The following is a 26,320-nucleotide window of genomic DNA, read 5'->3' on the forward strand; positions in this document are numbered from 1 at the left end:
TAGATGGGGAAAATTCGCAAACTCGATGATCAACTCTCTAACTTAATTGCGGCAGGGGAAGTAGTAGAGCGCCCTGCCTCAGTTGTAAAAGAACTCGTGGAAAATTCCATCGATGCGAATAGTACATCTATTGAAATCCACTTAGAAGAAGCTGGGTTATCGAAAATTCGCATCATTGATAATGGAGATGGCATTGCAGAAGAAGATTGTATCGTTGCATTTGAACGCCACGCAACGAGCAAAATTAAAGATGAAAATGATCTATTTCGTATAAGAACGCTCGGTTTCCGCGGAGAGGCTCTGCCGAGTATTGCCTCTGTAAGTGAATTAGAATTAATTACAAGCACAGGTGATGCGCCTGGTACACACCTTATTATTAAAGGTGGAGACATTATAAAACAAGAGAAAACAGCGAGCCGAAAAGGAACAGATATTACAGTTCAAAACTTATTCTTTAATACCCCAGCGCGTCTTAAATATATGAAAACGATTCATACAGAGCTTGGGAATATTACAGATATTGTATATCGTATTGCAATGTCACATCCAGAAGTATCGTTAAAGCTGTTTCATAATGAAAAGAAATTGCTTCATACATCAGGAAATGGTGATGTAAGACAAGTGCTTGCAGCGATTTACAGCATTCAAGTTGCGAAGAAGCTAATTCCAATTGAAGCAGAATCTTTAGACTTCACAATTAAAGGGTATGTAACATTACCAGAAGTAACGAGAGCGTCTCGTAATTATATGTCAACAATCGTAAATGGTCGTTACGTTCGAAATTTTGTATTAATGAAAGCAGTTCAGCAAGGATACCATACATTACTGCCAGTCGGACGATACCCAATCGGCTTCTTATCGATTGAAATGGACCCAATGCTTGTTGATGTTAACGTACATCCAGCGAAATTAGAAGTTCGTTTTAGTAAAGAACAAGAGTTGCTAAAGCTGATCGAAGAAACATTGCAAGCTGCATTCAAAAAAATACAACTCATTCCAGATGCTGGTGTAACAACAAAGAAAAAAGAAAAAGATGAAAGTGTGCAAGAACAGTTCAAGTTTGAGCATACAAAACCGAGAGAATCATCCATGCCTAACATCGTTTTACCGACTGGTATGGATGAAAAGCAAGAAGAACTAACGACTGTGAAACAGCCGGCACAACTTTGGCAACCGCCGAAGCAAGAATGGCAACCACCACAGTCACTAGTAAGAGAAGAGCAAAGTTGGCAGTCATCCTCTAAGCCGGTAATAGAAGAAACGGTTCGAGAGGAAAAGGAATGGACTAGCAACGGTGACGATTTTGAATTAGAGGAATTGGAAGAAGAAGTTCACGAAATAAAAGAGATTGAAATGAACGGTAATGACTTACCACCGCTTTATCCAATTGGACAAATGCACGGAACATATATTTTCGCTCAAAATGATAATGGGCTATATATGATTGATCAACATGCAGCGCAAGAACGTATCAATTATGAATACTTCCGTGATAAAGTGGGGAGAGTAGCGCAAGAAGTACAAGAGCTACTTGTACCGTACCGTATCGATTTATCTCTTACTGAATTTTTACGTGTCGAAGAGCAACTAGAAGAACTAAAAAAAGTCGGTCTATTCTTGGAGCAATTCGGCCATCAATCCTTTATCGTCCGTTCACACCCAACGTGGTTCCCGAAAGGACAAGAAACAGAAATCATTGATGAAATGATGGAGCAAGTTGTTAAACTAAAAAAAGTAGATATTAAAAAGTTGCGTGAAGAAGCTGCCATCATGATGAGCTGTAAAGCATCGATTAAAGCAAATCAATATTTAACGAACGATCAAATATTTGCTTTACTTGAAGAACTTCGCACAACAACAAACCCGTATACATGCCCGCACGGAAGACCGATTCTTGTGCATCATTCTACTTATGAGTTGGAGAAGATGTTTAAGAGGGTTATGTAGGGTTAATAAAACTAGGTTTCAAAAGGGAGCAACATTTACTGTTGCTCCCTTTTAATATGTAGAATTAATTGTTAAACGAGAATATGGCGGAGTAATTTTGCAGTTTATTTAAATTTGAGCATATCATACTTAAGATTGTAAGTAGTTTATTTCTTGGCTACGTTAGCTTAAATTTATCTATGTATAAAAAAGCGCTGTAGATCAGCACTTTTTAAAAGTACATGAGTTGTATAAGAAAGATTTATACATTACTAAAAACATAACTATGCAAGGTCTAATATAGATTCTTATTTGGCACATTGTTACAAGGATCTATACAATTATTTATTTTTATTATTATTATTAATTTTTTCAGTATAGAGCACCTGTTCTTTGTAGTGTTTTTTAATTGGGAAATTATGTGTATCTGTGCCGTTCTTGAATTTTTTATCAATGGGGTTCTTTAGAGGAACTGTTGTAGTTTCTGTAAATTCATATGGGTAATTTATTTTAGATTTATCTTCAAACATGAAAATGCCTCCTTTTTAGGATTTCCTAAATTCTTTACTATAACATGATATGCATATAGATTTTTTTGGGACTAGTTATTTATATAGGTTAGAGGAATTTAATTACATAACTACTGAAATATTTTAAAGGAAAGTAATTCGGTTGAAGCAAAGAAGTTAAGTGGGAGATCAACTGCCACCCAATTGGTATAGGCTAATAATCAGTAGGGGATGGACACCACACTGATTAAAGTTTTACTTTATCAATAAAGTAAATAATGCATATATATTCGTTATAGATTGTTTTTATAATATGACTTATATGGGGTTTTCCTGATAATATAATGTGGAATATTATATTGTTATTAGGTTATTAGGAACATTTAATGTTGTTTCACAACTGAAAGGGAATTGAAAAAAAACTGCAACTTTTCTCATAAAAATTCAATCTTACTTGAAAAATGAAAGGAAAATGAAATTTTCCAACAGGAATTCTTTGTTAAGATAAAAAGCATACATACAAAAAAGTATTGACATATCTCAAAAATGTAATTTCAAGATATGGTGGGGGAAAAGATGAGATTAGAAAAACAATTAATAAAAAAGATGTACTATGAAACATTCCTAATGGAGAATGAAACACAACCACCTCTTCAAGTACTTGGAGAAGCTTATGTAAATGAAGAAAAAAATGAAATTTCCGATGGATCTTATATTCGTTTTGCACAGGGTGAATTTTATTATCATCATCAAGATTTTGAAGCAGCTATTTTTAAATGGGAGAAAGTTAGTAATGAATTAGCACCATGGGCACAAAAAAATATTGCGGATGCTTACTTCGAACTTAACAGATTATCAGTTGCTGAAAATGTGTATACTTCCATTACTACTGATAATAAAATATTGATGACTGAAATTGGACTGCAATTACTTTCTCTTTACATCGAGCAGAATAATTTTGATTCAGCTTTCACTGTTATTAAAGAAGCGGTTTCTTTAAACCCTGATTATCCAAATGTCACAATCATTGCCCGTTCCTTTTATGAGGAACAGCAAGATTTTGATAGTGCAGTAGAGCTTGCTGTGAATGAGTTAATTCGAACAGAATCTTATCCGTGGTTTGAGGTGCTAAAAGGATATATCGATAAAGGATTTACTAAAAATATTTCACCAGATTATTTTTATGAAGTATTAGTTACATTAAATAATGTAGATCAAGTGCAATTTACGCAAATGGTTTCATCACTTTGGAACAGTTATAAAAATGAACAAAATTACTTATTATGGCTTAATACAATAAATGAATTTTTCATACATATCGAAATACATTCGTCCGATATATGGGACAAAATTTCTTCTCTTTACGAAGAAACGTACTTTGAATTAATTCAAGGTCAATATATGCTTAGACAATTACACGATATCATTCCAAATCTGTTAACAAATTGGTTAAAGGTAGTCAATCCGTCTCATGCTGTATTTCCATCAGCAGCTGTATTGGCATGGAATGAGATTTTTCCTTCCAAAATAGATTCAGCAAATATAAAGCATGCGGAAGACCTACTGTCATATTCTATTAATCATGTGAATGGCTTAGAGTATAGTTTACATCTTTTTGAATCTATTACACAGTGGGCACAAAAGCATGAAATAGAAATGGGTCACAGATTTAGATGGTTAGTTGGCGAGCTTGCAGATTTAAAAACAAATCGTATTTTAGTAACGGGAACGTCAGGAAACGGAAAAACTGCATTTATTAACTCTATATTAGGAGAAAATATATTAGAAAACTCAATCTCAAATGTAGTAGTTTTAAAAAATGATGCCCATACAGAAATTAACGCTATAACAGATTCAGCCATTACAACAACTGAAAATTTCTATGATTACCATAATATGATGGCAGTGCACCATCAAACATATAGAGATAGAGCATGTGTTGAATTTAAATTACCATGTAGATTTTTAAGTAAAAATAAACTTACATTCGTAGTTACACCTGGATTTAATAGGAATAACGATACTAGGGATGAGATATTTGAATATTTAAATTCAGTAGATGAATTATTGTTCGTATTGAATGCGGATTCACCTTTTACTGATAAAGAACGTGATATTCTATTAGGTATTCAAGAACATACACCAAATCTACAAATTCATTTCTTGTTAAATAAAATCGATAACATTTACAGTGAAGCAGAAATAAAAAGGGTTTTACATGATACGCAAGCGAGAATAAACGCATATTTCCCGCATGCGAGAATTTTCCCTTACTCTTCGTTATATACAAGTAGTCAACAACTAAATGATTTAACTGAGTTTATTCGTTTTAACTTTAACCATAAAAATATCGATGCAGAACGTACTGAAAAGTTAGTGTTTTTCATTCGAAAAACAATTACATATCTTTTGGATAAACGTGTTGAGAAGGAAAACAATATAGTGGATGCTATTAAGTGGAATGAGGAGATGTTAGTTAAACTAAATGGTAGCATTAATAACCTTACTGCATTTGAGAAGGAAAAAATTCATTTCATTACAGAATCATATCGTACAATGAAAAACGAAATTACTAATGATCTTACAGAACATATTCCGAAACTATTGCAGAGTTGTTCCGATTTAATTAGTGAAGAAAGCGATTTCGGACACATTGATACGGAACTAAATACAGCGATGAACGAAAGAGTGCACAAATATTTAGAACAAACTGTATTACCTAACCTTGCTCGTTCTATGCAAAATTGGATTGCAACTTCTAATACTGAGTTCCTTCAAAGTCAATCGTACTTAGAAGAGCTCAGTGAAGGACTTAATTCTTTATTTGGAGAAAATCGAATACAGTTAGAATGTGACTTTAAAGTACTGGATGACTGGCGCAGAGATACTGATAGAATGACGACTAGAATACAAATGGAAGAAGTAAATATTTTACGCCGATTTACGCCAGCACAATTTTTACTGAAAAGTGCCGGTAAATTATTTGGGGTTCTTCCAAAGAATAGAGCTATGCTATATAACAAATACAAACAGTATGTAGAAAATGAAGATTATACGGAAGTAACGGCTTCTATTATGAATAAATTTTTCTTGCAATTTGAGCTGTTTGAAAACACGCAAGAGCGAGATATTAATATGTTCTTTAGGAATCCATTTATCTCCTTGAAACAAGCTATAGAAAATACTCATTTAGAAATACAAGAAAAACAAGAGATATTACATAAAATGAAATCAAATCCTGAAGTCTATCATGATTCTATAACGCTCTTTGAATTAAGATTACGTCAATGTGAAGTAATCTTAAATATAGGTGTGGAACATGCCTATACAGATTTAACTGTAGAAACAACTATAGAATAAACGTAAAACAACTCCAAATTATATAATGAAAGTGGATTTTGGAGTTGTTTTTTTGCTTACATCCGTATAGTATGTCAGGTTTTTTTTATATCAAATTGCATCATGTGTTATAAGAGAGTAAAAAGGGAGCAACCGTAATGGGGTGCTCCCTTTCCATATATATAGATTATTTTTCAGTTTCTTTAATTTTAGTTTTTACTTCTCCAGTTTTAATTTTATTATTTTCCGAGAAACGTAATAAATCGCCTTCAATAATTTTGTCAGACATTCGTAACTCATTTTGTGCACGGTTAATGAGTGCTTGTGCTTCTTTTTTTGGTAAATCTACAATTTCACCTGTTATGCGGTCATAGAAAGTGTTGTTTTTGTATGCATACTTGTCTGTAATAAAGCTACCATCACGTAAAACAACAAAACCGGTATATTCATCTGAAAACATATCATGGCCAAAACGGATATCGTTAGTAGTATCAATCCCTAATAAATTTAGAATAGTAGGTTTCATATCGATTTGTCCCGTAGGCTTTGAAATAGTTTGACCTTCTGTTTGGCCAGGGATATGAATATATAAAGGTGTGCGTTGTAAATTTAAAGTATCAAATTCTGTTATTTGATCTTTTTCTAAAAACTGTGCCATTGCGCGATTATGTTTTTCAGAAATGCCATAATGATCACCATATAACACAATAATAGAATCATCATACATTCCCTCGGCTTTTAAACGCTCAATAAATTTTTTAATTGTTTCGTCTAAGTAACGTGCTGTTACGATGTAACGATCAAATACGCCATTACCAGAGTTGTATGGTTCAATGAATTTTGTATCTTCATCATACGTAAATGGATAATGATTTGTTAAAGTAAGGAAACGAGCATAAAATGGTTGATCAACAGTTTTTAATATATCTACTGATTGATCAAAGTATTCGATATCTTTTAATCCCCAATTTAAATTTGTTTCGGGTGTAATTTTGTAATCAAGTTCATTATAGTAACGATCATAACCAAGAGCAGAGTACATGATATTACGATTCCAAAATGTTGCGTTATTCGCATGGAATACAGAAGTAAAATAGCCTTGCTGACGTAAAATTTCTGGAGTCGCAGTATAATCGTTGTTACCGTGCGTGAAGAATACAGCTCCTCGATTTAATGGATACAACGATGTATCTATTAGAAATTCAGAATCTGATGTTTTTCCTTGCCCAGTTTGGTGGAAAAAGTTATCAAAGTAATAGCTTTCATTTATGAATTCATTCAAGAACGGTGTAACTTCTTGACCATTGACGGATGCACCTATTAAAAAGGTTTGCAAGGATTCAAGAGTAACGACAATTACGTTTTTTCCTCTCGCTACACCAAACATATTAGGATTTGGTTCACTTTGGTTTGCTTTTACGTAGTTTTCAGTTTCTTGTAATTTACTACTATCTGCAAGTGCCTTTTGGGATCCTGCTTTTACTTGTAGTGTTAAATCATATACTTGATGAGTGTATAGTCCTAAATTTTTCACAAGCATTACGCGGTCGAAGGATCTCGTTAATAATTCAGGTCGTTCTTTTTCTGCAAGATGTAGATTCGCAAAAAATACACCAATCGTTAAAAGAAAATATAATAAGCGTGCAGAATGAGTTACACGTTCTGTTTTAAAGACTATTGCTTTCTTTTTTAATAAAATAAAGAAGAAAATAATGTCTACGAATGCGAGTATAATTTTGTAGTTCAATATTTCTATAATACTGCCGCCTAATTGGCCAAAGTTTGATGTTTGTCCAAGTACTGGCAACGTAACGAAATCATTATAAAAATCATAGAACATTACATTCCCAACAAGTACGATTGTTAATAAGAAATTAATACATAGCGCTATATAATTTCTCTTTTCACCGGTTGCAAATAATGCTAATCCAACAAATGCTAACGATGCAGCGAGAGGGCTAATAAACAAAATAAGTTCTTGTGTAGAAGACTCAATTTTTAAATCAAAACTGAATCGCGTAATAAGATATGTTTTTAACCATACTGCTAAAGCAATCATTATAACAAAGCTTATATTTTGCATTTGTAAATTTATTTTATTCTTCATTTTTACACCTTCTTTATACAGTTTATTTAACTAATGTTATATATTATATTTTTATAACTATTAGAGTGTGGTGAACCATTTAGATTATATTTTTCTAAAGGTAATAATTTGAAGTATTCATATACATACAATGGGGGATTTTAAAGCGAAGTAACATAAAACTAACTCTTGTTTAGAAACGGAGCAAAAAAAGTCATAGTTATAGTGACTTATAGACATCCTAACATATTAAACACTATGATGATGTTACAAAATATTGAACAAATGAAAGTGAAGATGAATAGATACTTTTGAAATTCAGGTAGTTAGAATTTAAATGAAAGGGGAGTGTAACGAAGCGATTATATGAATTAGTAGAAAACTACATTCTATATAGAATGTAGTTTTTCGTATATATTTCATGTATCCCATAAAATACTGATTTTTTTTGGGTTAATCATCAGAGAGAGATAAAAATTTCATTAACGTTATTACTAAATAAGTAAAGTGTTGGTGAAACTTAAAATATTTGACTGGCATCTTAATTAAAGAGTTTAAAGGGCAGATAAATATTTTCCAACATACAGACCGCTTGCAGCTGCTTGAGATAATGAATGAGTGACGCCTGAACAATCTCCAACTAAAAATAATCCATTTATACTTGTTTCAAAATGGTTATTGGTTTTTATTGTAGGAGCATAGAACTTTCCGTCAATTCCATATAATAAAGTATCTTGATCGATAGGTTCTCGGGTAAAGTGTTCTAAGCGTAATAAAAATTCTTTGAGTCCATCAATATATAATGGAGGAATTTCTTTATGCAAATCTCCATAATCTCCGTGTAGTGTAGGTTGTATACGATTATGTGTCATATCTTTTTCCGTAGTAGGTTGTTTCTTTATTAAGTCCTCTAAGCGCTGTATAACAATCCGATCTCGTCCTTGGTTAATGCTTTTAATAATTGAACTTGCGTATACATTTGCTTCTTTGAGAGTTAGAAAATAGCGCGGGATAAATAAAGTGAAATTTAAATTAGAAGTGCCAGTTTCTTGCTCTCGGAAATTTTGACCGTCAGGCATAATCAAGCCGTCTTCGTACTTTCGAATAATACGTCCTTTTGGATTCATACAGTAAGTAGTTGCTGTGAAGTTTTCGCCTTGATAAGAAAGTTTCGTCTCAAATGTATCTTTTAATATAGAACGTAATTGGTGTTCTTTCATCTCTACTCTAATACCTAAATCTACACGAGTTTGCTCTTGAGAAATATTTAGAGAAGTGCACATTTCTTTTAACCAATCCGCCCCGGAACGCCCTGTTGCAAATACTAGTTGCTTAGAATGAACTGTTCCTTGATTTGTTTCTATTTTAAAATGATCATTTTGTTTACTGATATGTTGTACATCTATATGAAATTGGATATTTATTTTCGTAAGTAAAAATTCATAGAGCAGCTGGAAAATGTTACTTGAAAGTGTAGTACCAAGATGTCTTACTTCAGTTGTTAGCATTTGTAAACCACACGCTTCTGCTCTCTTAGTGAGATTTAGATTTTCTGTAGAATATTTTGAAACTGAACTTCCGCCAAACTGACATAGAATTTCATCTACTTCAGCCATGAGTTGTATAAAAGCTTTTTTACCTACTTTTTGCTCGAGTTCGCCCCCAAATCCATTTGTATAATTAAATTTCCCTTCAGACTTTCCTAAACCACCAAATCCAAAATATTTATCACATGTAGTACAATTACACACTTTTCCTTGGTCTAAAGGACAATGGCGATCTTCTAGCGCTTTACCTTTATCAAGAATTAAAACCTTTTTGTTGCTTTTAGCTAATGTATAAGCCATAAAAATGCTACTCACTCCAGCACCGACAATTGTAATGTCATACATATTTTTTCACCTGCTAACGAATAGTTTGTTTTTTATTTTCTTAGTGTATAACACTTTTATGAAGTTAAGAAATAGCTTTTATTAATAAAGAGGGCGTTTTTGAACTTGATGCTTTTTTAATTTCTCCGAGTGGTGGAGTAAATACAAATGTTTTTATTTGAAAGAAGAAATAGTTTTAAATGATCACTATGTCATATGATTAATAAAATCTTACATATAAAAAAACAGACCTTTTAAGTGAAGAGGTCTGTTAATGATTTCAAATCTTATTTAGCGAAGACGTGGTTACCGATTCTCTATCAAGAAGTTATAAGTACTAATAAGTCACTTTCATTTTCACCATAATTTCATAGAAACAATGTAACTCTATTAAAAGTTTTGTAGAATTCCCATAAGACTTTTTAGTATTTGATATTATGAGAATCAAAGTTCTTTGAATAGGTTTATATAGTTAATATAATAACTTAATACAATTATAAGATTGATACGAAATAAATGTCGATAAATGTCGATTATTGTTGTAATATAAAACATATAAACATAATATACAGATGAAGTGGATTTGTTGTTTTTTATTAAAAATAGTAAAATTGGAACGAAATTAAATGTGTTAGTCATTATATCGAGTTTGGCTTGTATCATGTTATCTTCACTGGGGTTTTTAGGGCTTCAAAAAGGTGAAAATACATCTTCTAGTATGTATGACGAAAGGCTATTACCAATTCAATGGATAGGAATTGTAGAATCAAATTTTTACCATGCTAATATGAATTTTATGGAGATTATGATATCGAAAGATGAAAACAGAATGAAAGAACTAATAACAGAAATAGATAAGACTAGGAAAGAAAGTGATGAGTTATTAAAACAATTTGAAGCTAGAATTAGTTCTCATAAAGAAAAGGACTTGTATAATGCATTTCAAAGTCAATTCAAAGATTTAAGAATGCAAATGGAGAAAGCACAGGACTTGGGACTGACTAATAATGAAGAAGCGTATAGCTATTATTTAAAAGAAATTGAACCTAATATGGGAAAAACAATTCAGTCTATTCGTGAACTTATTTTACATAATAATACCGCGGCTGAACAACTACAAAAAGAGAATATTAATAGTGTGAGAAATACAATAATAACATTTGTAATTATTTCATTTGTTGGAATCATAATAATCATTTTTATTGGTTTTATAATAAAAAATGCTATAAAAAAACCAATTGTATTATTACAAAAAGATATGGAACGAGTATCTGCTGGAGATTTAACAATTCGAACTTCTTATAAATCCGAGAACGAATTAGGCCGTATTGTACAATCCTTTAATAGTATGTTAGATAACTTGCAACAATTAATCGGTCAGGTGAAGGTTACAGCGAAAGAAGTAATTATTTCAACTGAAAATATGCTACAAGAGATAAAAACGGCAGCACATATATCAAACGAGGTTGTTCGAACTACTTCTGAAGTAAATAAAGAAATAGAGGGACAAGTGACTAGTATTCAAGAAAGTTCAACTTCGATGGAAGAAATTGCAACTGGAGTTCAAACAGTAGCTGAATCTTCAGCGATGGTTGCTGAAGTTGCTGTTGCAACAATAGACCAAGCAAATTTTGGTAGTGAAGTTATAAAACAATCTATTCGTCAAATGAATAGTGTGAATGAAGTTGTCGAAGAAACTTCTAAGGTCATTGATAGACTTGTTACGCGTACACAACAAATTGAAGAAGCGCTAGATATTATTACTAATATTGCGGAACAAACGAATTTACTTGCATTAAATGCAGCAATTGAGGCAGCACGCGCCGGAGAAAATGGAAAAGGATTTGCAGTAGTTGCAGCTGAAGTAAGAGGTCTGGCGGAGAAATCTAAAACATCTGTAAATGATATAAATAATTTATTACGCTTTATACATCAAGATACACAGGATACAGTTCATGTAATGAAAAAAGGTCAACAACAGGCTAGTGGTGGTAAAGAAGCAGTACATAAGGCAGAACTCGCATTTTCATCTATTATGCAAGATATTAATAGAATAACGTCCCAAATTCAAGAAGTGTCTGCTGCCACAGAAGAAATGTCTGCTGGGACAGAAGAAGTGAATGCCTCTTTATCAATAGTTTCTGAAACTGCAACACAAGTCGCACAAGAAACGAATCGAACGGTACAATCAATTCAAGCACAAGCCACATTGATTCAAGAAATAACGACGAAATCTAATGAAATGAAAAAGAAAGTCGAAAATTTAGAAATGCTAATTTCACAATTCATTATTGAAGAATAAGTCTGTTAACATTTACGCATGTTTACTTGCCTGCTTATAGTGTGGATGATTAAAAAGAAAATGTACTAGCAGCAAATCATGCGAATGAATATGAAACGTATTGGTACTATGATCCAGCGCTTCTTATTGAAAATACAGTTTATCTTGTAAATGGAACAATTTTCGAGCTATCTCAATCAATGTTTCATTATGAAAAGACCAAACTTTTAAATCGAATTAATTTTAATTGAAAATGAATATAAGTAGCCTTATAAAAAAGCAACTGGTCCTAAGTGAGCAGTTGCTTTTTATATTTAAAGTGGATGAGCAAAAAAACACAAAAGTGGTTGGTCCGTTTTTTACAAACATCTATTATGATAAGAGAAGAAAGGTAGTATTTTATTCATGCTTTAAAATAGACTGGCCTTAGAGAGGTGAAAGACAATGAGTTTTGCGATTTCACTAGTTGTTATTATTGTAGTTGTATCACTATTTGGGACCGTACTAGTCGCACGAAATGTAGAAGAGAATTACGGTAAGTCTACAAAGAGGAATGTAAAAAACTTATCTGCTATCTATATCATTCTTCTTTTAGGGCTTCTTGTGGGAGTTACTTGGTATGCGGTCGTTATTTTATAGAGTGTGTATATGATGGAGGAGTTAATGTATTGATGAAAAATGAGCGCCATGTTTTAGTTGTTTTCCCGCATCCAGATGATGAGTCGTATTGTGTGGCGGGAACAATTTTGGCTTATACGGAGCAGAAAGTCCCTCTTACCTACGTTTGCTTAACGCTTGGTGAAATGGGGAGAGCGATGGGGAATCCACCTTTTGCAACTCGTGAATCTTTATATACTATTAGAGAAAAAGAGTTAAAGCGAGCTACAAATATTTTAGGGATTGAAGATTTACGTATGATGGGATATCGTGATAAAACTCTTGAATTTGAAGAGCCTGGAAAATTAAAAAGCTTGATTCAAAACTGTATTGAAGAATTGAATCCTTCTGTAGTTATTTCTTTCTATCCTGGGTATGCAGTTCATCCAGATCACGATGCAACAGGGGAAGCAGTAGTAGAGGCCTTAGCTAATATTTCAGAAAGTAAACGACCAGCCTTTTATGCTGTAGCTTTTTCGAAAAATCATGAAGACGAAATAGGACCTCCAGATTTTAAAAATGAAGTGAAAAAATATGTTCCGAAAAAATTGGAAGCATTACGAGCACATGCATCACAATTTACAACTAAAGTGGATGAGCTGGAAAGAGAGTATGAAGACGGTATTTCAGGCACAGTCGAGTGGTTAGAAAGAGAACCGTTTTGGATATATCCATTCAAAGATAAGAATGAGTGATACGACAGCTGAAGGTGATGAATATGTATTTTGAATATAATAATCGAAAGGTTTTTTACAATATAGAAGGATCTGGTCCTGTTATATTGTTTTTACATGGCCTTGGAGGAAACTCAAACAATTGGCTATATCAAAGGCAATATTTTAAGAAAAGTTGGACAGTGGTTTCAATTGATTTACCTGGACATGGGAAATCTGAAGGACTAGAAATTAGCTTTAAAGAATACTCAAATGTTTTGTATGAGTTATGCAATTATTTAAAGTTACAAAAAGTAGTCATTTGCGGCCTTTCAAAAGGGGCTAGAGTCGGTATCGATTTTTCCATTCAATATCCAAGTTTTGTTTCTAGCTTAATTGTTGTAAATGCATTTCCCTATTTGGAACCAAAAGATAAGAAAAAACGACTTGAAGTATATGATTTACTTAGCTTACATGATAACGGAAAAACATGGGCGGATACATTATTGAAGGCGATGGGAGTAGAAGGTAATGAAGGAATCGTTCGAGGATTTTATCAATCTTTACAGTCTATTAACACGGTGCATATTCAAAGGTTATTTGCTGAATTAGTTGATTATGATCAAAGACTGTTTCTTTCAAATATTTCATGTCCTGCTTTAATTATAAGAGGGAGAAATGATGATTTTGTCCCAGAAAAATATGTAAGAGTGTTTGAAAAGTATTTAAAAAATACAACTTTCATTGAGTTTAAAAATAGCGGGCACTTGCCTTATTTAGAACAGCCGACTAGCTTTAATATGACAGTAGAAACATTTTTATATCATGCGCTTAATTAATACTATTGTTACAGTGAATACTGTTATTAATGAGTAAGGTATAGTTAGTTTTGAGAGGAGGCAACTATATGGAATGGAAACCAAATCGTGCAGATAAGACACCTGTATATAAACAAATTGCTGATTATATTGAAAGAGGTATTTCTTCAGGTGAATTTCCTTCTGATAGTAAGTTACCTTCTGAGCGTATGTTAGCAAAGGAATTACAAGTGAACCGGAGCACAATAGTAGCTGCATATGAAGAATTAAAATCACTTGGAGTAGTAGAACGGCAAAAAGGAAGCGGAACACGGGTAAATACAGACATATGGGGTGTGTCACATAAACGAATACCGAACTGGGGTAGGTACGTTGAGGATGGATCGTTCTTACCTAATGTACCACTTGTTCAACAAATTCGAACGGAAACACAAAAAGATGACTTAATTAATTTAGCGAGTGGTGAATTGTCACCGGAATTAATTCCAAGTGATAGATTCCGAACGATTTTGTCGGAGAAAACATTTATGGAAAACCTTGGTTATGACCATCCACTTGGAAATGAAATGTTGAGAAAAACAATTGCAGCACATGTTCAGCAATATAAACAAATTGAAGCAGATTCAAGTTCTATACTTATTACATCTGGAGCACAACAGGCGCTGAATCTTATCGTTCAATGTTTATTAAAACCTGGTGATGCGATTGCAATTGAGGATCCGTCGTATTGTTTCTCACTTCCGATGTTTAAATCCGCTGGTTTAAAAATATTCCATTTACCTGTTGATCAGCACGGAATGAATCCAGATGATTTAATTGATTTGCACAAAAAGTATCGTATTCGTATGGTCTTTCTGAATCCAGATTATCAAAATCCAACTGGTACTGTGCTTTCAGTAGCGAGACGTAAAAAAATTCTAGAACTGTCTTCTGAATACGGTATACCGATTGTTGAAGATGATCCATATAGCTTAACTTCTTTTAATGGAGAAGTGAATCCCACATTAAAATCAATGGATCAAAATGGGAATGTTCTTTATGTAAGTTCATTATCAAAAATTGTTGCATCAGGATTACGTATTGGTTGGGTAATTGGTCCTACACGCGTAATAGAACGTTTAGCAGATGCGAAGCAACAAGTTGATTTTGGTCATAGTGTATTTACACAGTGGGTAGCAAATCAATTTTTAGAATCAGAAGATTTTCATGCGCATATTACAATGCTTCGTGGACAATTGAAACAAAGAAGAGATGAGTTAATTAAAAAGCTTGAAGAATTATTAGGGGACCGAGTTGAATTTTTCGTTCCGGAGGGCGGAATACATTTATGGTGCAAAGTGCAAGGAACGTTTGATGAATATCATTTGTTAGGTGAATCGATACGAAATGGTGTAGCATTCGTTCCGGGAAGTGTTTTAGGTTCTAAAAGTGAATATATTCGTTTTACTTTTGGGAGAGTAGACGTAGAACAAATTCAACTGGGAATTATGAGGTTTGCAGAAACGTTAAATGAGATTTCGTAATAGTGATGCTCGATATTGAAATGAGGGAAAAAAATGAAGTACGTGACGCTTTTACTTCAAGTAGGCGTGCTATATGTATTTAGCTTAGCTGGAACGTGGATTCAGGGAGTATTCCATCTATCGATGCCAGGAAGTTTAATTGGGATGTTAATGCTGTTCTTGCTCCTCTCCACTCGTATTTTACCGTTAAAATGGTTTGAGGTAGGTGCAGAAAAGTTAATAATATTTTTACCATTATTTCTAATTCCTTCGACAACTGGGTTAATGGAATATGGGTCTTTTCTTTTTAGTAAGGGGAGTATTATATTTCTTTTAGTTGTTGCAAGTACGATAGTAACATTGATTGTTTCAGGGTATGTAAGTCAATTGTTAGTAACATCAAAAAAATAAAATCGACAAGGTGCGCTATTCAAATGGTCTTTATTATTATTACTGTAGTAATATATTTATTCGCGACAAAGCTGTATAAAAAATATACGTTTCCATTTACGTTACCGGTATTAACAGTTACAACAATTATGATTTGTTTATTCCTTATTTTCGGAATCTCTCATCATGAGTATAAGGAAAATGGAGGAGACATTCTTTCAGGCTTCTTGAGCCCTGCAATTGTAGCGTTAGCTATACCTCTATTTAAAGAGCGCAAGATACTGATAAAAAACTTTTTATCGATACTAATTGGCGTATTGATAGGTATAGTAGCTTTAACGATTATGAATGTAGCACTTGGTAGAATTTTAAATATAGATAAGGAACTGATACTAACAACGCTCCCGCAATTAGCGACAATGCCAATTGCCATTTCATTAGCGGATCAAATTGGTGGTATTCCATCTATGACTTCTAGCTTTGTAGTTGTTGCAGGAATAACAGGTGCTATTATCGGACCAACAGTACTTAAGTTTTTCCGTATAACAAGTACGATTGGAAAAGGCGTTGGAATGGGCTGCGCCTCACATATTATCGGTGTGAGTCGTCTAGTGAAGGAAGGCGAGAAAGAAGCGACTATCGGTTCGGTAACGATGATTGTAACAGGAATACTCATTAGTATATTCATACCGTATGGAACGAAATTTATATTTTAAAATGTAATGGAGATGATAAAAGTGACAACATGGTTTATAGTTACATTATTTATTTTTGGTTCTCTTAAAGTACTAGTTTCTAGTATGCCAACTTCTGTTGTAGAATCTATTATTAGTAGATTTGAATTACATCAAAAACTTGAGGAGGAGAATACCTCTATATCGATAGATGGAAAAAATATAGAGGGAGAAATGAAACTACAAGTTATTAACGAATTTAATGAGGCCTTATTTTTGGATAAACATTATTTTCCGCCGCACGGTGAAGGAACACCAATAGTCATTGATACGAAGAAAGGGAATAAAAATATTAGATTTTCTCTATATAGCTATGAGGAACATGTTGATGTAATAAAGCAATATAAGAAGAAAGTCGTTGCCTATCGTTTGCGCTCTAAAAGTCTTCAAACTCTTGCACCATTAGCCATAACTGAAGATTATGCTTAAGAAGAGACCTATAATGGTCTCTTTATTTTTGTATTAAATTATACACTTTCCAAATAAAAGAAAAGAAAATCATATAACCAAATAAAGAATATATATGGTTCCAATCTGCACTATGTACAAATAAACCTAAACCTTCCGCGATTTGTTCAAAAATACTAGCGCAAATACCTATTGAAATAATAAATAGAATTCTAGAGACTTTAGATAATTTTTTTGAAATGTGCATAAAGGTAGCTGTTAAAATTGGCAGTACGAACAATGTAAAAGCTATATTAACCGAAAATGTGGAGGAAAAGGGCCTAGCTGGAAAGGAATATATTTGTTTATGAATAAAGAAAGCATCTAAGCAAGTTCCAATAATAGAAGAGAGAAAGATTGTAACTACCAATGCTAGAAAATCATTCTTCTTCTCGAAGGAGAATATTTTTTTTTGCAAGAATTGCGAGTTCAATTTTTTCGAGTGTTTTACAGTATTCTTCTGTAATTTGTCCATGTATGCTTTCCTCCTTATCAGTTAAATAATGTATGACTTGCCAGTCGTTAAACCAATCTTCATGTACTGTTTCTTCATGTTTTATATTTTTCCATGCGTACATAAGTGCAGGGCTATATATACGGTAGGAATCATTTTTTAATTGGCATTTCTTTATTCTTCGTTTATAAAACTCTCTTGAGAAAGATTCATTTACACTTGAAAATAAATGTGGCCAATAATCTTTTCGTGAGCCAGTGTGTGGATGAGTATCAACCCATTGTAGTATACGAGCTAACGCATGTTCATCATGAAATAATAATGCATATAATCTTTTTCCGAGCAAAAGTCGTTCGTGTAAGGAAGTAAAATGTGTCATTGTATCACCAATTAATATTGCTTTCTGTTTGGAACTTTCTTCATAGAAGGGAAAAAGGATATGATTAAATTGAAAAAAATCAAAAAGTTTGAAACCAATACTATTTAGTACTGTTTTTTTGAAGTGTGTATTTTGAATCACTCTTTTTTCTAAGTAGTTTTGTTCATTAATAATCGTCGCAATTGCTAATATTTTTTTGTTTCCAGTTTTCCAAAAAAAGTTCCACATCGTTTCCATAAATGTTGAAACATTAAGGGACGCTAGAAGGTGAAAGAGGTTTCGGGATATTTTTAAACTTTGCTCATATAATAAAAATTGTGGATACACATCTTGAAAAATAAGCCAATTTCCTCGCTCTAAAAAAGAAAAGAAAGTAAATTGATCTTTCTCAGATAATAACTTCGTATATAAGTCACCTTTTAAATCTGTCATGTTCCAACCGCCGTTACGCGATACCATATGTCCAAGCAGTGCCCAATGTATTTCAGGATATCTTTTGTAAAATTGATAGTAAGCACGTGTTCTTGTAACGTTGTTTTGATTTAATAATTTAGTTCGTTCTTTAATTGTAGAGATTAATATTTTTTCCTCTTTAGAAAGAGTATAAGGGGAGCTATTTGCGTTAATACATTTTTGTTTTAGTTCTGTTTTTATAGAGAAGAGGGACAGAGGGATGTTTTTGTAAAGTTTATTTTTTTGGTTATCTTGGTACATTTCATTACCTCCTATTCAAGTCTGTTATCATAAATGTATTAATAATTGCTTAAATAAATGATATGCGAGGGAAATGAAAAGTTAAAAAGTATAGAAAAAAGGAAAGATGAGGCTGACTCTTCTTTCCTTTTTTGTATTAGAAACTATAATGTAAAGTTATTATGTGTGAATTCCCTTTTTCAGCAGAATAGAAAATGAATCGGCATGAATAGGCTTACTGAAATAATAACCTTGAATAAACTGACATTTATTTTTTTGAAGGAAATTTACGTGTTCTTTCGTTTCTACACCTTCAGCAATGACAGACATTCCTAATGTATTTGCTAATGTGATGATCGTTTTAATGATTTCCATTCCATCTTCACACGTTTCAGACATTGTAATAAATTCTCTCGGAATTTTTAACGTATCGATTGGATATAAAGGTAAATATGATAATGAAGAATAGCCTGTACCAAAGTCGTCGATTGAAATGTGAACCCCTAAACTTTTTAGTGTACGCAGTTTTATCAATGTTTCTCTCTCATCCATCATTGCAATTCGTTCTGTTAATTCTAGATCAAGGGAACTTGCTTGTAAGCCTGTATTTGCTAAAGTAGAAGAAATAGATTTTACAAAGTCTTCTTGTTCAAATTCTTTAGCAGATAAATTTACCCCTATTTTTAAATGAGGATAGCCAGATGCATGCCAGTGCTTCATTTGCTGACAGGCTTGCTGTAATGTCCATTTTCCAATTGGAATAATTTGCAGTGTTTCTTCGGCAATTGGAATAAACTCGTATGGAGAAATAACACCTAATTCAGGATGATTCCACCTAATTAAAGCTTCTGCACCTATAATTTTATTAGATTCACTATCAACTTGAGGTTGATACAAAAGGAACAATTCTTCATTTTGTATTGCGTTTGGTAAATCTTTTTCTAATCGTAATCGTCTTTCGATTTTTTTAGCGATTACATCGTCATAAATAGAGACAGAGTTAAGCTCTTTTGCCTTTGCATCATACATTGCAACATTAGCGTTTTTCAGAAGTGTAGCGGTATCGATTCCAGAATGTGGATAAATAGCGATGCCGATACTCAGTGATAAAGTTAATTTATGCTCATGTATGAGAAACGGTTTTTTCATGCTTTCAAATAATTGGTTACATAACTTGAATAAGGAATCATGGTCCGTATAGTTTTCGATTAAAATTGTAAATTCATCGCCACCGATTCTTGACAGATGAGTATGTGATGGAAGACATGATTGGAAACGTTTTGCTACTTCTCCTAATATGTAATCGCCTGTTGAGTGTCCAAGTGTATCATTAATAACTTTGAATCGGTCTAAATCTAAATACAATAATGCAAATTCACTATTGGTTGCTTGTGCTCTTTTTATAGCCTTCTTTAATTTTTTATGAAAATAAGCTCGATTCCCAATTTTCGTTATCGTATCATGGAATGCTAAATATTTTATTTCTTCTTGTTGTTTTTTTAGTGCGGTAATATCCTTTACCATAATATAGCTTCCTGAAATTTGTCCATCTATCATAATAGGAACGATGGTAACGTATAAAAAATAAGTAAAGCCATCTTTATATTGAGAACTAAGTTGTAAGGATGCTGATTCTTGTTGTTTAACTTTTTCTAATGCAGATGCTAGTTTATGTTTATCTTCATCTAAAATAATCGAAAAACATGTTTCACCGAGTAACTCGTTCGTTGGTGCTCCGAGTAATACGCTTCCTGCTTTATTTACATTTAAGAATGTTCCATTTAAATCAATCGTAAAAATAGGATCAGGATGATACTCATATAAAGATTTCAATTTTTGTTGTTTTTGAGATAAAGCCTCTGATTTTTGGACTAAATCAGAGGTTCTTAAAGTAACTTTTTCTTCTAGTTGAGCATTAAATGCTTGTAGACGTTTTGTTAGGGAATTGTTTTGCGTACGTACAATAGAATGACGAATGAGTACGAAAACAAAAGTAATACAATTTCCTGTAATGAGAGTTGAAGATGCTGTTTGTTCTTTTAATGTAAACCCGATTAGTATTGCAACAGCAAGATATGGAAATACAACTAATACTTTTTTTCCTAGTATATGGTTTACAATGAAATAATTTTTATGACTATTATAATCTTCGGAAATAGCCCCAGCTATTGCGATAAGTAATATAGGTATTCTATATAAAAGACGTAATAATGTTATCGTGTCAGTTGATAAATGGTTATGTAAGTAAAAATAAATATAGTTAAAAGTTGCAGAGCTTATTAATACAAAAATAAAAATATAAATTTTCCGTTTGGAATTAAAAACAGTTGGACGGAAAAAGAGACTAACACCTAGTAGAAGAAATAATAGGTCTGCAATTGGATAAAGAAAGGAAAGAAAAATATCTCCCAGTGAAAGGGAAAATATATTTAAATTTGGCTGATTAAATAAATACCATTCTAATGTGAATATGGAAGTAAGTACTATACATATATCACAAATAAAGAACGCTTTTTCCCATTTATTGCACTCTTTTAAGATTTTATAGCAGAAAGCGATAAGGCAGAAGAATAGAAAAAACATGTAAAATACATCAGAAACAGTAAAACGATGTATTGGAAATTCGAAAAAATTCTCTTGATACGTATATACTATTTTTCCTAATAAAAAACTACCAATTGCAATTGTAATACATATCCAAAAAGGATTTGAACTAACTCTTTTAGAATATATAGAGTATATTAGTGATACAAATGTAATGGCTTCAACGATGAGTGAAGCGAAGCGTACATTGAAATTTGAAAAATGAGTAGGGAACAGAAAGAAAAACATAAAATAGATTGAATAGCATATTAGTGTTGTAATTAATATACATAGTTGTAAATTTTTATTTAATCTCAATAAAATCACCTTCTTAAAGTATGCACTATATTCGTAATATCTATACATAATAATATTACTAAAAGATTGTATCAGATTTCTTTATAAAAAGCATGCCTATAAGAAAAAATGAAGAATGTAATATTTCTTAAAATTGAAAAAGTATTGAGTTCAATAATTTTTAGATTATAAGGAATGCAGATAGAATTTGTATATTTAGTCATCCTTTAGATTTTAAAGGTTTTTTAGTGATTTGCAAGAGGAGATGTAAAATTGCATATAAAGTGATGGGAACTTCTCTCTAGATGAGGGGAGTTTTTCGCTATTATAGAGTATTAATTAAGACCTTTGTATTTAGCTATTCTCATACTAATGAGGGATTAAAGAAACGTGTTAATTATATACAATAATATGTAATACAGTAATTAATTTTTAAGATGGAGGGAAAATCATGATGAAATGGGTGAAGTTTAGAATAGCACGTCCAACGGATAAGTTTGAAGAGGTTATAGCGTTTTATGAAGAAGGATTAGGCTTAAAACGTATAGGTGAGTTTTATGATCATGATGGCTATGATGGAGTCATGTTTGGTCTACCGGATGAAGAATATCATTTAGAATTTACAAGACATATAGATGGAAGCCCATGTCCAGCCCCAACAAAGGATAATTTACTTGTGTTTTATATAAGAGAATATAAAGAAATAGAAAAAGTGAGTAAAAGGCTGCATGCAATGGGATACGATGAAGTAGAACCGGAAAATCCATATTGGAAAGAAAAGGGGATTACTATAGAGGACCCAGATGGTTGGAGAATTGTATTGATGCAAATAGAAGAATGAGGCTAGAGAAGTTTCGAATTTTGATAGAGTATAAGAAAATATAAAAAAGCTTCCTTGGAGGAGATACACTCATAGGGAAGATTTTTTGTTTTTGTAATCTGAAAATTAAGATTTGAAATTAACTTCTGAAAAGATATAAAATGAGAACGTGTATTCTTTTGAGTTTGAGAGGATTGTTTTTAAAGGTGAATATAAAAATAGGGAGTTTTTTTTATGATATGCCGGATTAGGGATGCAGAATTATATTATGAAATCATTGGAGAAGGAAAGCCAGTACTTATCATACATGGCTGTGCTCCTGACCATAGGTTAATGATGAAATGTATGGAATCGGTATTTCAGAAATATGAAGGTTATCAACGAATATATATTGATTTACCTGGTATGGGAAAGTCGAACGCTCCAGATTGGATAAATAGTTCAGATCATATATTAGAAGTGTTAACTACATTTATTGAAGAAATCATTCAAAAGAAAGATTTTTTACTGGTAGGAGAGTCTTTCGGCGGATATTTAGCTAGAGGGATACTTTCAAAGGTGTTTGAGAGAGTGAATGGATTATTATTAGTATGTCCTGTTGTCGTAGCACAGCAAAAAGAAAGACAATTACCAGATAAACAGGTAATTGTACGAGATGAGGAGTTTTTAAATACGCTAACTTCTACCGAAAGAGAAGAATTTAGTGAGTTAGCGGTGGTAGCAAATGAATATACATATACGCGATTTAAAGAAGAAATTAAGCCAGGGTTAGATGTTGCTAATTATGAATTTATTGAAAGGTTGCAAAAGAATTACTCTCTTACTATGAATTTTCATTGTAGAAAATATGAGAAGCCAGTTCTTTTATTGGCCGGAAGACAAGATATATTGGTAGGTTATCAAGATATTGTAGGAATCATTGAAGATTATCCAAGAGCGACATTAGCGGTATTAGATATGGCGGGACATAATTTGCAAATTGAACAGCCTGAATTATTTGAGAGTTTAGTTTCGGAGTGGGTTAGACGAACTGCTCAGCAAAGTTCATAAAAAAAGAATAAATTAATATTTTGATTGTATTCAAGTTTTGATACGGAAAAGATTAAAGTAATTAACTTATAAATATTTTTAAGGAGGAATTATGAATACATATATCTATATGGTTAGGCATGGTGAATCGCCAAAATTAGAAGGAAATGAAAGAACACGTGGATTAACTGAGAAGGGAATTTTAGATGCTCAAAGAGTAACTGAGATATTAAAAACAGAGGGAATTAATACTTTCATTTCAAGTCCGTATAAGAGGGCTATGTTAACGATAGAAGAGTCAGCAAATCTCCATGAAAAAGAAATATTAGTATATGAAAATCTTAAAGAGTGTAAGTTTTCAAATGAAGATAAAATTATATCGGATAAGGAAGTGTACCCACTTGTAAAGGAGATGTTTTTTAATCCAAAATATGCACTGACGGATGGAGAGTCATATGCGGATTGTCAGAGAAGGGTAGTGAAAGTGTTAAAAGAAATATTAATGAATTTTCAAGGACATAAAATTGTAATTGGTACACATGGGCTTGTAATGACACTAATGATGAACTATTTTGATAATCAATATGGACTTGAATTTTTAATGAATACATCCAAACCGGATATATATAAGCTAGAATTTAAAGAAGAGCAATTAATGAATGTAGAGAGAGTATGGAAAGAAGAATGAAATGGGGTATATGGAGTGTGTTTTAAAAATTACCTTTAAAACACACTCTTTTGTATTAAGTTGAGTTTTAAATATTTTCACTAATATGTTCTTTGTTTTTGTTATTTAAAGTATGTAAGAATTTTTGAAATACCTTAAATGAATGCTGGAATATTGGACTTTGAATAAAAGTGTATAGAAAAGTTACGATAAAAACAGGACCTCCTAGCATGTATCCAATGACTAGTACAAAGCATTCTACAATGATTCGAGCACGGCTAATAGATAACCCAGTTTTGTCAGAAATGGTAAGCATGAATCCATCGCGGGGTCCAGCACCAATACCAGCTGCAACGTACATGCCGCCCCCAATTCCTGTAATTGCAATACCAGAAAATAAAATGAGTAAGTTTATCCATAAATAATCACTAGCGTTTGGAAGGATTTTTGATTGTAAGAAAAAGTCCATAATGGGACCGATAAGTAGTGCATTTAAAAATGTGCCCACGTTTATACATTTTCGATCTACTAGTAAAGAGATAAGAACGAGACATAATCCACATATGACACTCCACGTACCAATTGTCCACCCAAATCGTTGGTAGAGAGCCATATTTAAAACTTCCCAAGGGTGTAAACCGAGGAATTTAACTTTGACTGCGAGAGCATTTCCAAGTCCAAAGAAAATTAATCCTAGGAAAAAAAGAAAATAGCGAAAGAGAGTTAGCCTCATCTTTAAAACCTCCCAATATATAATGATGTATATTACATGTTTGAATTTCAATGTACAAATATTATGTCTTTTTATAATTTATTAAAAATGTAAATGGATATATATTTTCACAGTCAAAAAAGTTAAAATATTTCGTTTTAAGGATTATAATAGAGAGAGAACTATAAAAGGAGTGAACGAATTTGAAACAAGAACTTATTGAAAGATTTACGAGATATGTAAAGATTGATACACAATCAAATGAAGAAAGTCATACAGTGCCTACAACACCAGGGCAAATTGAGTTTGGTAAGTTATTAGTGACAGAGTTAAAAGAGATTGGGTTATCAGAAGTGACGATGGATGATAATGGTTACGTAATGGCAACACTGCCTGCTAATACAGATAAGGATGTTCCTGTAATAGGGTTTTTAGCTCATTTAGACACAGCAACAGATTTTACAGGGAAAAACGTAAAACCACAAATTCATGAAAATTTTGATGGTAATGCAATTACGTTAAATGAAGAGTTAAATGTTGTGTTAACACCAGAGCAGTTCCCGGAATTACCATCATATAAAGGACATACCATTATTACAACTGATGGTACAACACTTCTAGGAGCAGATGATAAAGCTGGTCTTACAGAAATTATGGTTGCAATGAACTATTTAATACATAATCCGCAAATTAAGCACGGGAAAATAAGAGTAGCATTTACACCGGATGAAGAAATTGGTCGTGGGCCAGCGCATTTTGATGTAGAAGCGTTTGGTGCATCATTTGCTTACACGATGGATGGAGGTCCATTAGGTGGTTTAGAGTATGAAAGTTTTAATGCTGCAGGTGCTAAGTTAACGTTTAACGGAACGAATACACATCCTGGAACAGCGAAAAATAAAATGCGTAACGCAACTAAACTTGCTATGGAGTTTAATGGGCATTTACCAGTAGAAGATGCACCAGAATATACGGAAGGCTATGAAGGATTCTATCATTTGCTTTCTTTAAATGGTGATGTCGAGCAAAGTAAAGCTTACTATATTATTCGAGATTTTGATCGTAATCATTTTGAAGCGCGTAAAAATAACATTAAAGATATTGTGAAAAACATGAAAGAGAAGTACGGTGAAGATGCGATCGTTTTAGAGATGAATGATCAGTACTATAACATGCTTGAAAAAATTGAACCAGTGCGAGAAATTGTTGATATTGCATATGAAGCGATGAAAAGTTTAAATATCGAACCGAACATCCATCCAATTCGTGGTGGAACAGATGGATCACAATTATCGTATATGGGATTACCAACGCCGAATATTTTCACTGGTGGTGAAAACTATCACGGAAAATTTGAGTATGTTTCGGTAGATACTATGGAAAAAGCCGTTCAAGTTATTGTAGAAATCGCAAGAAGGTTTGAAGAACAAGCTTAAAAAAACAACCAAGTAGTACGGATGTGCTACTTGGTTG

The 26,320-nt window shown here is 32.6% G+C and carries 21 protein-coding genes and 1 pseudogene; 15 read left to right on the plus strand and 7 right to left on the minus strand.

The annotated features are described in order from the left end of the window. Positions 1-3 precede the first annotated feature (3 nt). Positions 4-1,947, plus strand: a complete 1,944-nt coding sequence (gene mutL, locus JDS80_RS03825) for a DNA mismatch repair endonuclease MutL (protein WP_098888217.1) — start codon at positions 4-6, stop codon at positions 1,945-1,947. Positions 1,948-2,267: 320 nt separating this feature from the next. Here the strand turns inward: mutL and JDS80_RS03830 are convergent, their stop codons facing one another. Beyond that, positions 2,268-2,456, minus strand: a complete 189-nt coding sequence (locus tag JDS80_RS03830) for a hypothetical protein (protein ID WP_071746747.1) — start codon at positions 2,454-2,456, stop codon at positions 2,268-2,270. 555 nt (positions 2,457-3,011) lie between these two features. On the opposite strand from JDS80_RS03830, the gene JDS80_RS03835 reads away from it, so the two are divergent. Continuing rightward, on the plus strand, positions 3,012-5,795 hold the full coding sequence (locus JDS80_RS03835; RefSeq protein WP_199637110.1) for a dynamin family protein: 2,784 nt from the start codon (positions 3,012-3,014) through the stop codon (positions 5,793-5,795). Between the two features lie 166 nt (positions 5,796-5,961). Here the strand turns inward: JDS80_RS03835 and JDS80_RS03840 are convergent, their stop codons facing one another. Further along, a complete protein-coding gene (locus JDS80_RS03840) occupies positions 5,962-7,881 on the minus strand; it encodes an LTA synthase family protein (RefSeq protein WP_199637112.1) in 1,920 nt (639 codons plus the stop codon). 533 nt (positions 7,882-8,414) lie between these two features. Continuing rightward, positions 8,415-9,752 (minus strand): NAD(P)/FAD-dependent oxidoreductase, encoded by a 1,338-nt coding sequence (locus JDS80_RS03845; RefSeq protein WP_098888215.1) that lies wholly within the window; start codon positions 9,750-9,752, stop codon positions 8,415-8,417. 565 nt (positions 9,753-10,317) lie between these two features. Between JDS80_RS03845 and JDS80_RS03850 the strand changes: the two genes are divergently transcribed. The 9 genes and pseudogenes from JDS80_RS03850 (at position 10,318) to JDS80_RS03885 (ending at position 17,195) form a co-directional block, all read left to right on the plus strand. Further along, positions 10,318-12,033 carry a methyl-accepting chemotaxis protein gene (locus tag JDS80_RS03850; RefSeq protein ID WP_199637114.1) on the plus strand — a complete coding sequence of 572 codons (1,716 nt, stop codon included), beginning with the start codon at positions 10,318-10,320 and terminating at the stop codon, positions 12,031-12,033. 110 nt (positions 12,034-12,143) lie between these two features. Further along, positions 12,144-12,263 (plus strand): annotated as a pseudogene (locus JDS80_RS32300) (GntR family transcriptional regulator); the annotation flags it as partial. Between the two features lie 193 nt (positions 12,264-12,456). Further along, complete coding sequence (locus JDS80_RS03855; protein WP_002014626.1) at positions 12,457-12,651, plus strand: hypothetical protein; 195 nt, start codon at positions 12,457-12,459, stop codon at positions 12,649-12,651. A 32-nt stretch (positions 12,652-12,683) separates the two neighbouring features. Beyond that, the gene (gene bshB2 / locus JDS80_RS03860; protein ID WP_071771486.1) at positions 12,684-13,364 is read left to right on the plus strand and encodes a bacillithiol biosynthesis deacetylase BshB2; all 681 of its coding nucleotides are present in this window, start codon (positions 12,684-12,686) and stop codon (positions 13,362-13,364) included. Positions 13,365-13,387: 23 nt separating this feature from the next. Then, positions 13,388-14,161 (plus strand): alpha/beta fold hydrolase, encoded by a 774-nt coding sequence (locus JDS80_RS03865; RefSeq protein ID WP_199637116.1) that lies wholly within the window; start codon positions 13,388-13,390, stop codon positions 14,159-14,161. Between the two features lie 68 nt (positions 14,162-14,229). Next, positions 14,230-15,663 (plus strand): MocR-like pyridoxine biosynthesis transcription factor PdxR, encoded by a 1,434-nt coding sequence (pdxR, locus tag JDS80_RS03870; RefSeq protein ID WP_199637118.1) that lies wholly within the window; start codon positions 14,230-14,232, stop codon positions 15,661-15,663. Positions 15,664-15,696: 33 nt separating this feature from the next. Beyond that, the gene (locus JDS80_RS03875; RefSeq protein ID WP_071746738.1) at positions 15,697-16,053 is read left to right on the plus strand and encodes a CidA/LrgA family holin-like protein; all 357 of its coding nucleotides are present in this window, start codon (positions 15,697-15,699) and stop codon (positions 16,051-16,053) included. 23 nt (positions 16,054-16,076) lie between these two features. Further along, positions 16,077-16,748, plus strand: a complete 672-nt coding sequence (locus tag JDS80_RS03880; protein WP_071746737.1) for an LrgB family protein — start codon at positions 16,077-16,079, stop codon at positions 16,746-16,748. Between the two features lie 21 nt (positions 16,749-16,769). Further along, positions 16,770-17,195 (plus strand): YfmQ family protein, encoded by a 426-nt coding sequence (locus JDS80_RS03885; protein WP_071746736.1) that lies wholly within the window; start codon positions 16,770-16,772, stop codon positions 17,193-17,195. Positions 17,196-17,217: 22 nt separating this feature from the next. Here the strand turns inward: JDS80_RS03885 and JDS80_RS03890 are convergent, their stop codons facing one another. The 3 genes from JDS80_RS03890 to JDS80_RS03900 all read right to left on the minus strand — a co-directional run bounded on the left by JDS80_RS03890 (position 17,218) and on the right by JDS80_RS03900 (position 21,640). After that, positions 17,218-17,619, minus strand: coding sequence for a CBO0543 family protein (locus JDS80_RS03890; RefSeq protein WP_142347398.1), 402 nt, complete (start codon positions 17,617-17,619; stop codon positions 17,218-17,220). Further along, the gene (locus JDS80_RS03895; RefSeq protein ID WP_199637120.1) at positions 17,594-18,760 is read right to left on the minus strand and encodes a DUF2515 domain-containing protein; all 1,167 of its coding nucleotides are present in this window, start codon (positions 18,758-18,760) and stop codon (positions 17,594-17,596) included. The genes JDS80_RS03890 and JDS80_RS03895 overlap by 26 nt, the downstream gene beginning before the upstream one ends. 159 nt (positions 18,761-18,919) lie before the next feature. After that, a complete protein-coding gene (locus JDS80_RS03900; RefSeq protein WP_199637122.1) occupies positions 18,920-21,640 on the minus strand; it encodes a sensor domain-containing protein in 2,721 nt (906 codons plus the stop codon). Positions 21,641-22,070: 430 nt separating this feature from the next. Here JDS80_RS03900 and JDS80_RS03905 point away from each other — a divergent pair, with 430 nt between their 5' ends. From JDS80_RS03905 to JDS80_RS03915, 3 genes are all read left to right on the plus strand, one after another. Next, a complete protein-coding gene (locus JDS80_RS03905; protein WP_071746733.1) occupies positions 22,071-22,460 on the plus strand; it encodes a VOC family protein in 390 nt (129 codons plus the stop codon). A 213-nt stretch (positions 22,461-22,673) separates the two neighbouring features. Further along, positions 22,674-23,489 carry an alpha/beta fold hydrolase gene (locus tag JDS80_RS03910; protein WP_199637124.1) on the plus strand — a complete coding sequence of 272 codons (816 nt, stop codon included), beginning with the start codon at positions 22,674-22,676 and terminating at the stop codon, positions 23,487-23,489. A 91-nt stretch (positions 23,490-23,580) separates the two neighbouring features. Further along, complete coding sequence (locus JDS80_RS03915; RefSeq protein WP_071746731.1) at positions 23,581-24,156, plus strand: histidine phosphatase family protein; 576 nt, start codon at positions 23,581-23,583, stop codon at positions 24,154-24,156. A 67-nt stretch (positions 24,157-24,223) separates the two neighbouring features. On the opposite strand, the gene JDS80_RS03920 is transcribed toward JDS80_RS03915, so the two are convergent. Then, entirely contained in the window at positions 24,224-24,868 is a 645-nt protein-coding gene (locus tag JDS80_RS03920; RefSeq protein ID WP_199637126.1) for a YczE/YyaS/YitT family protein, read from the minus strand. A gap of 182 nt (positions 24,869-25,050) precedes the next feature. On the opposite strand from JDS80_RS03920, the gene pepT reads away from it, so the two are divergent. Continuing rightward, the gene (pepT, locus tag JDS80_RS03925) at positions 25,051-26,283 is read left to right on the plus strand and encodes a peptidase T (RefSeq protein ID WP_071771481.1); all 1,233 of its coding nucleotides are present in this window, start codon (positions 25,051-25,053) and stop codon (positions 26,281-26,283) included. The last annotated feature ends 37 nt before the right edge of the window (positions 26,284-26,320 follow it).

This window comes from Bacillus cereus group sp. N8 (assembly GCF_016483685.1).
Taxonomy (GTDB): domain Bacteria; phylum Bacillota; class Bacilli; order Bacillales; family Bacillaceae_G; genus Bacillus_A; species Bacillus_A proteolyticus.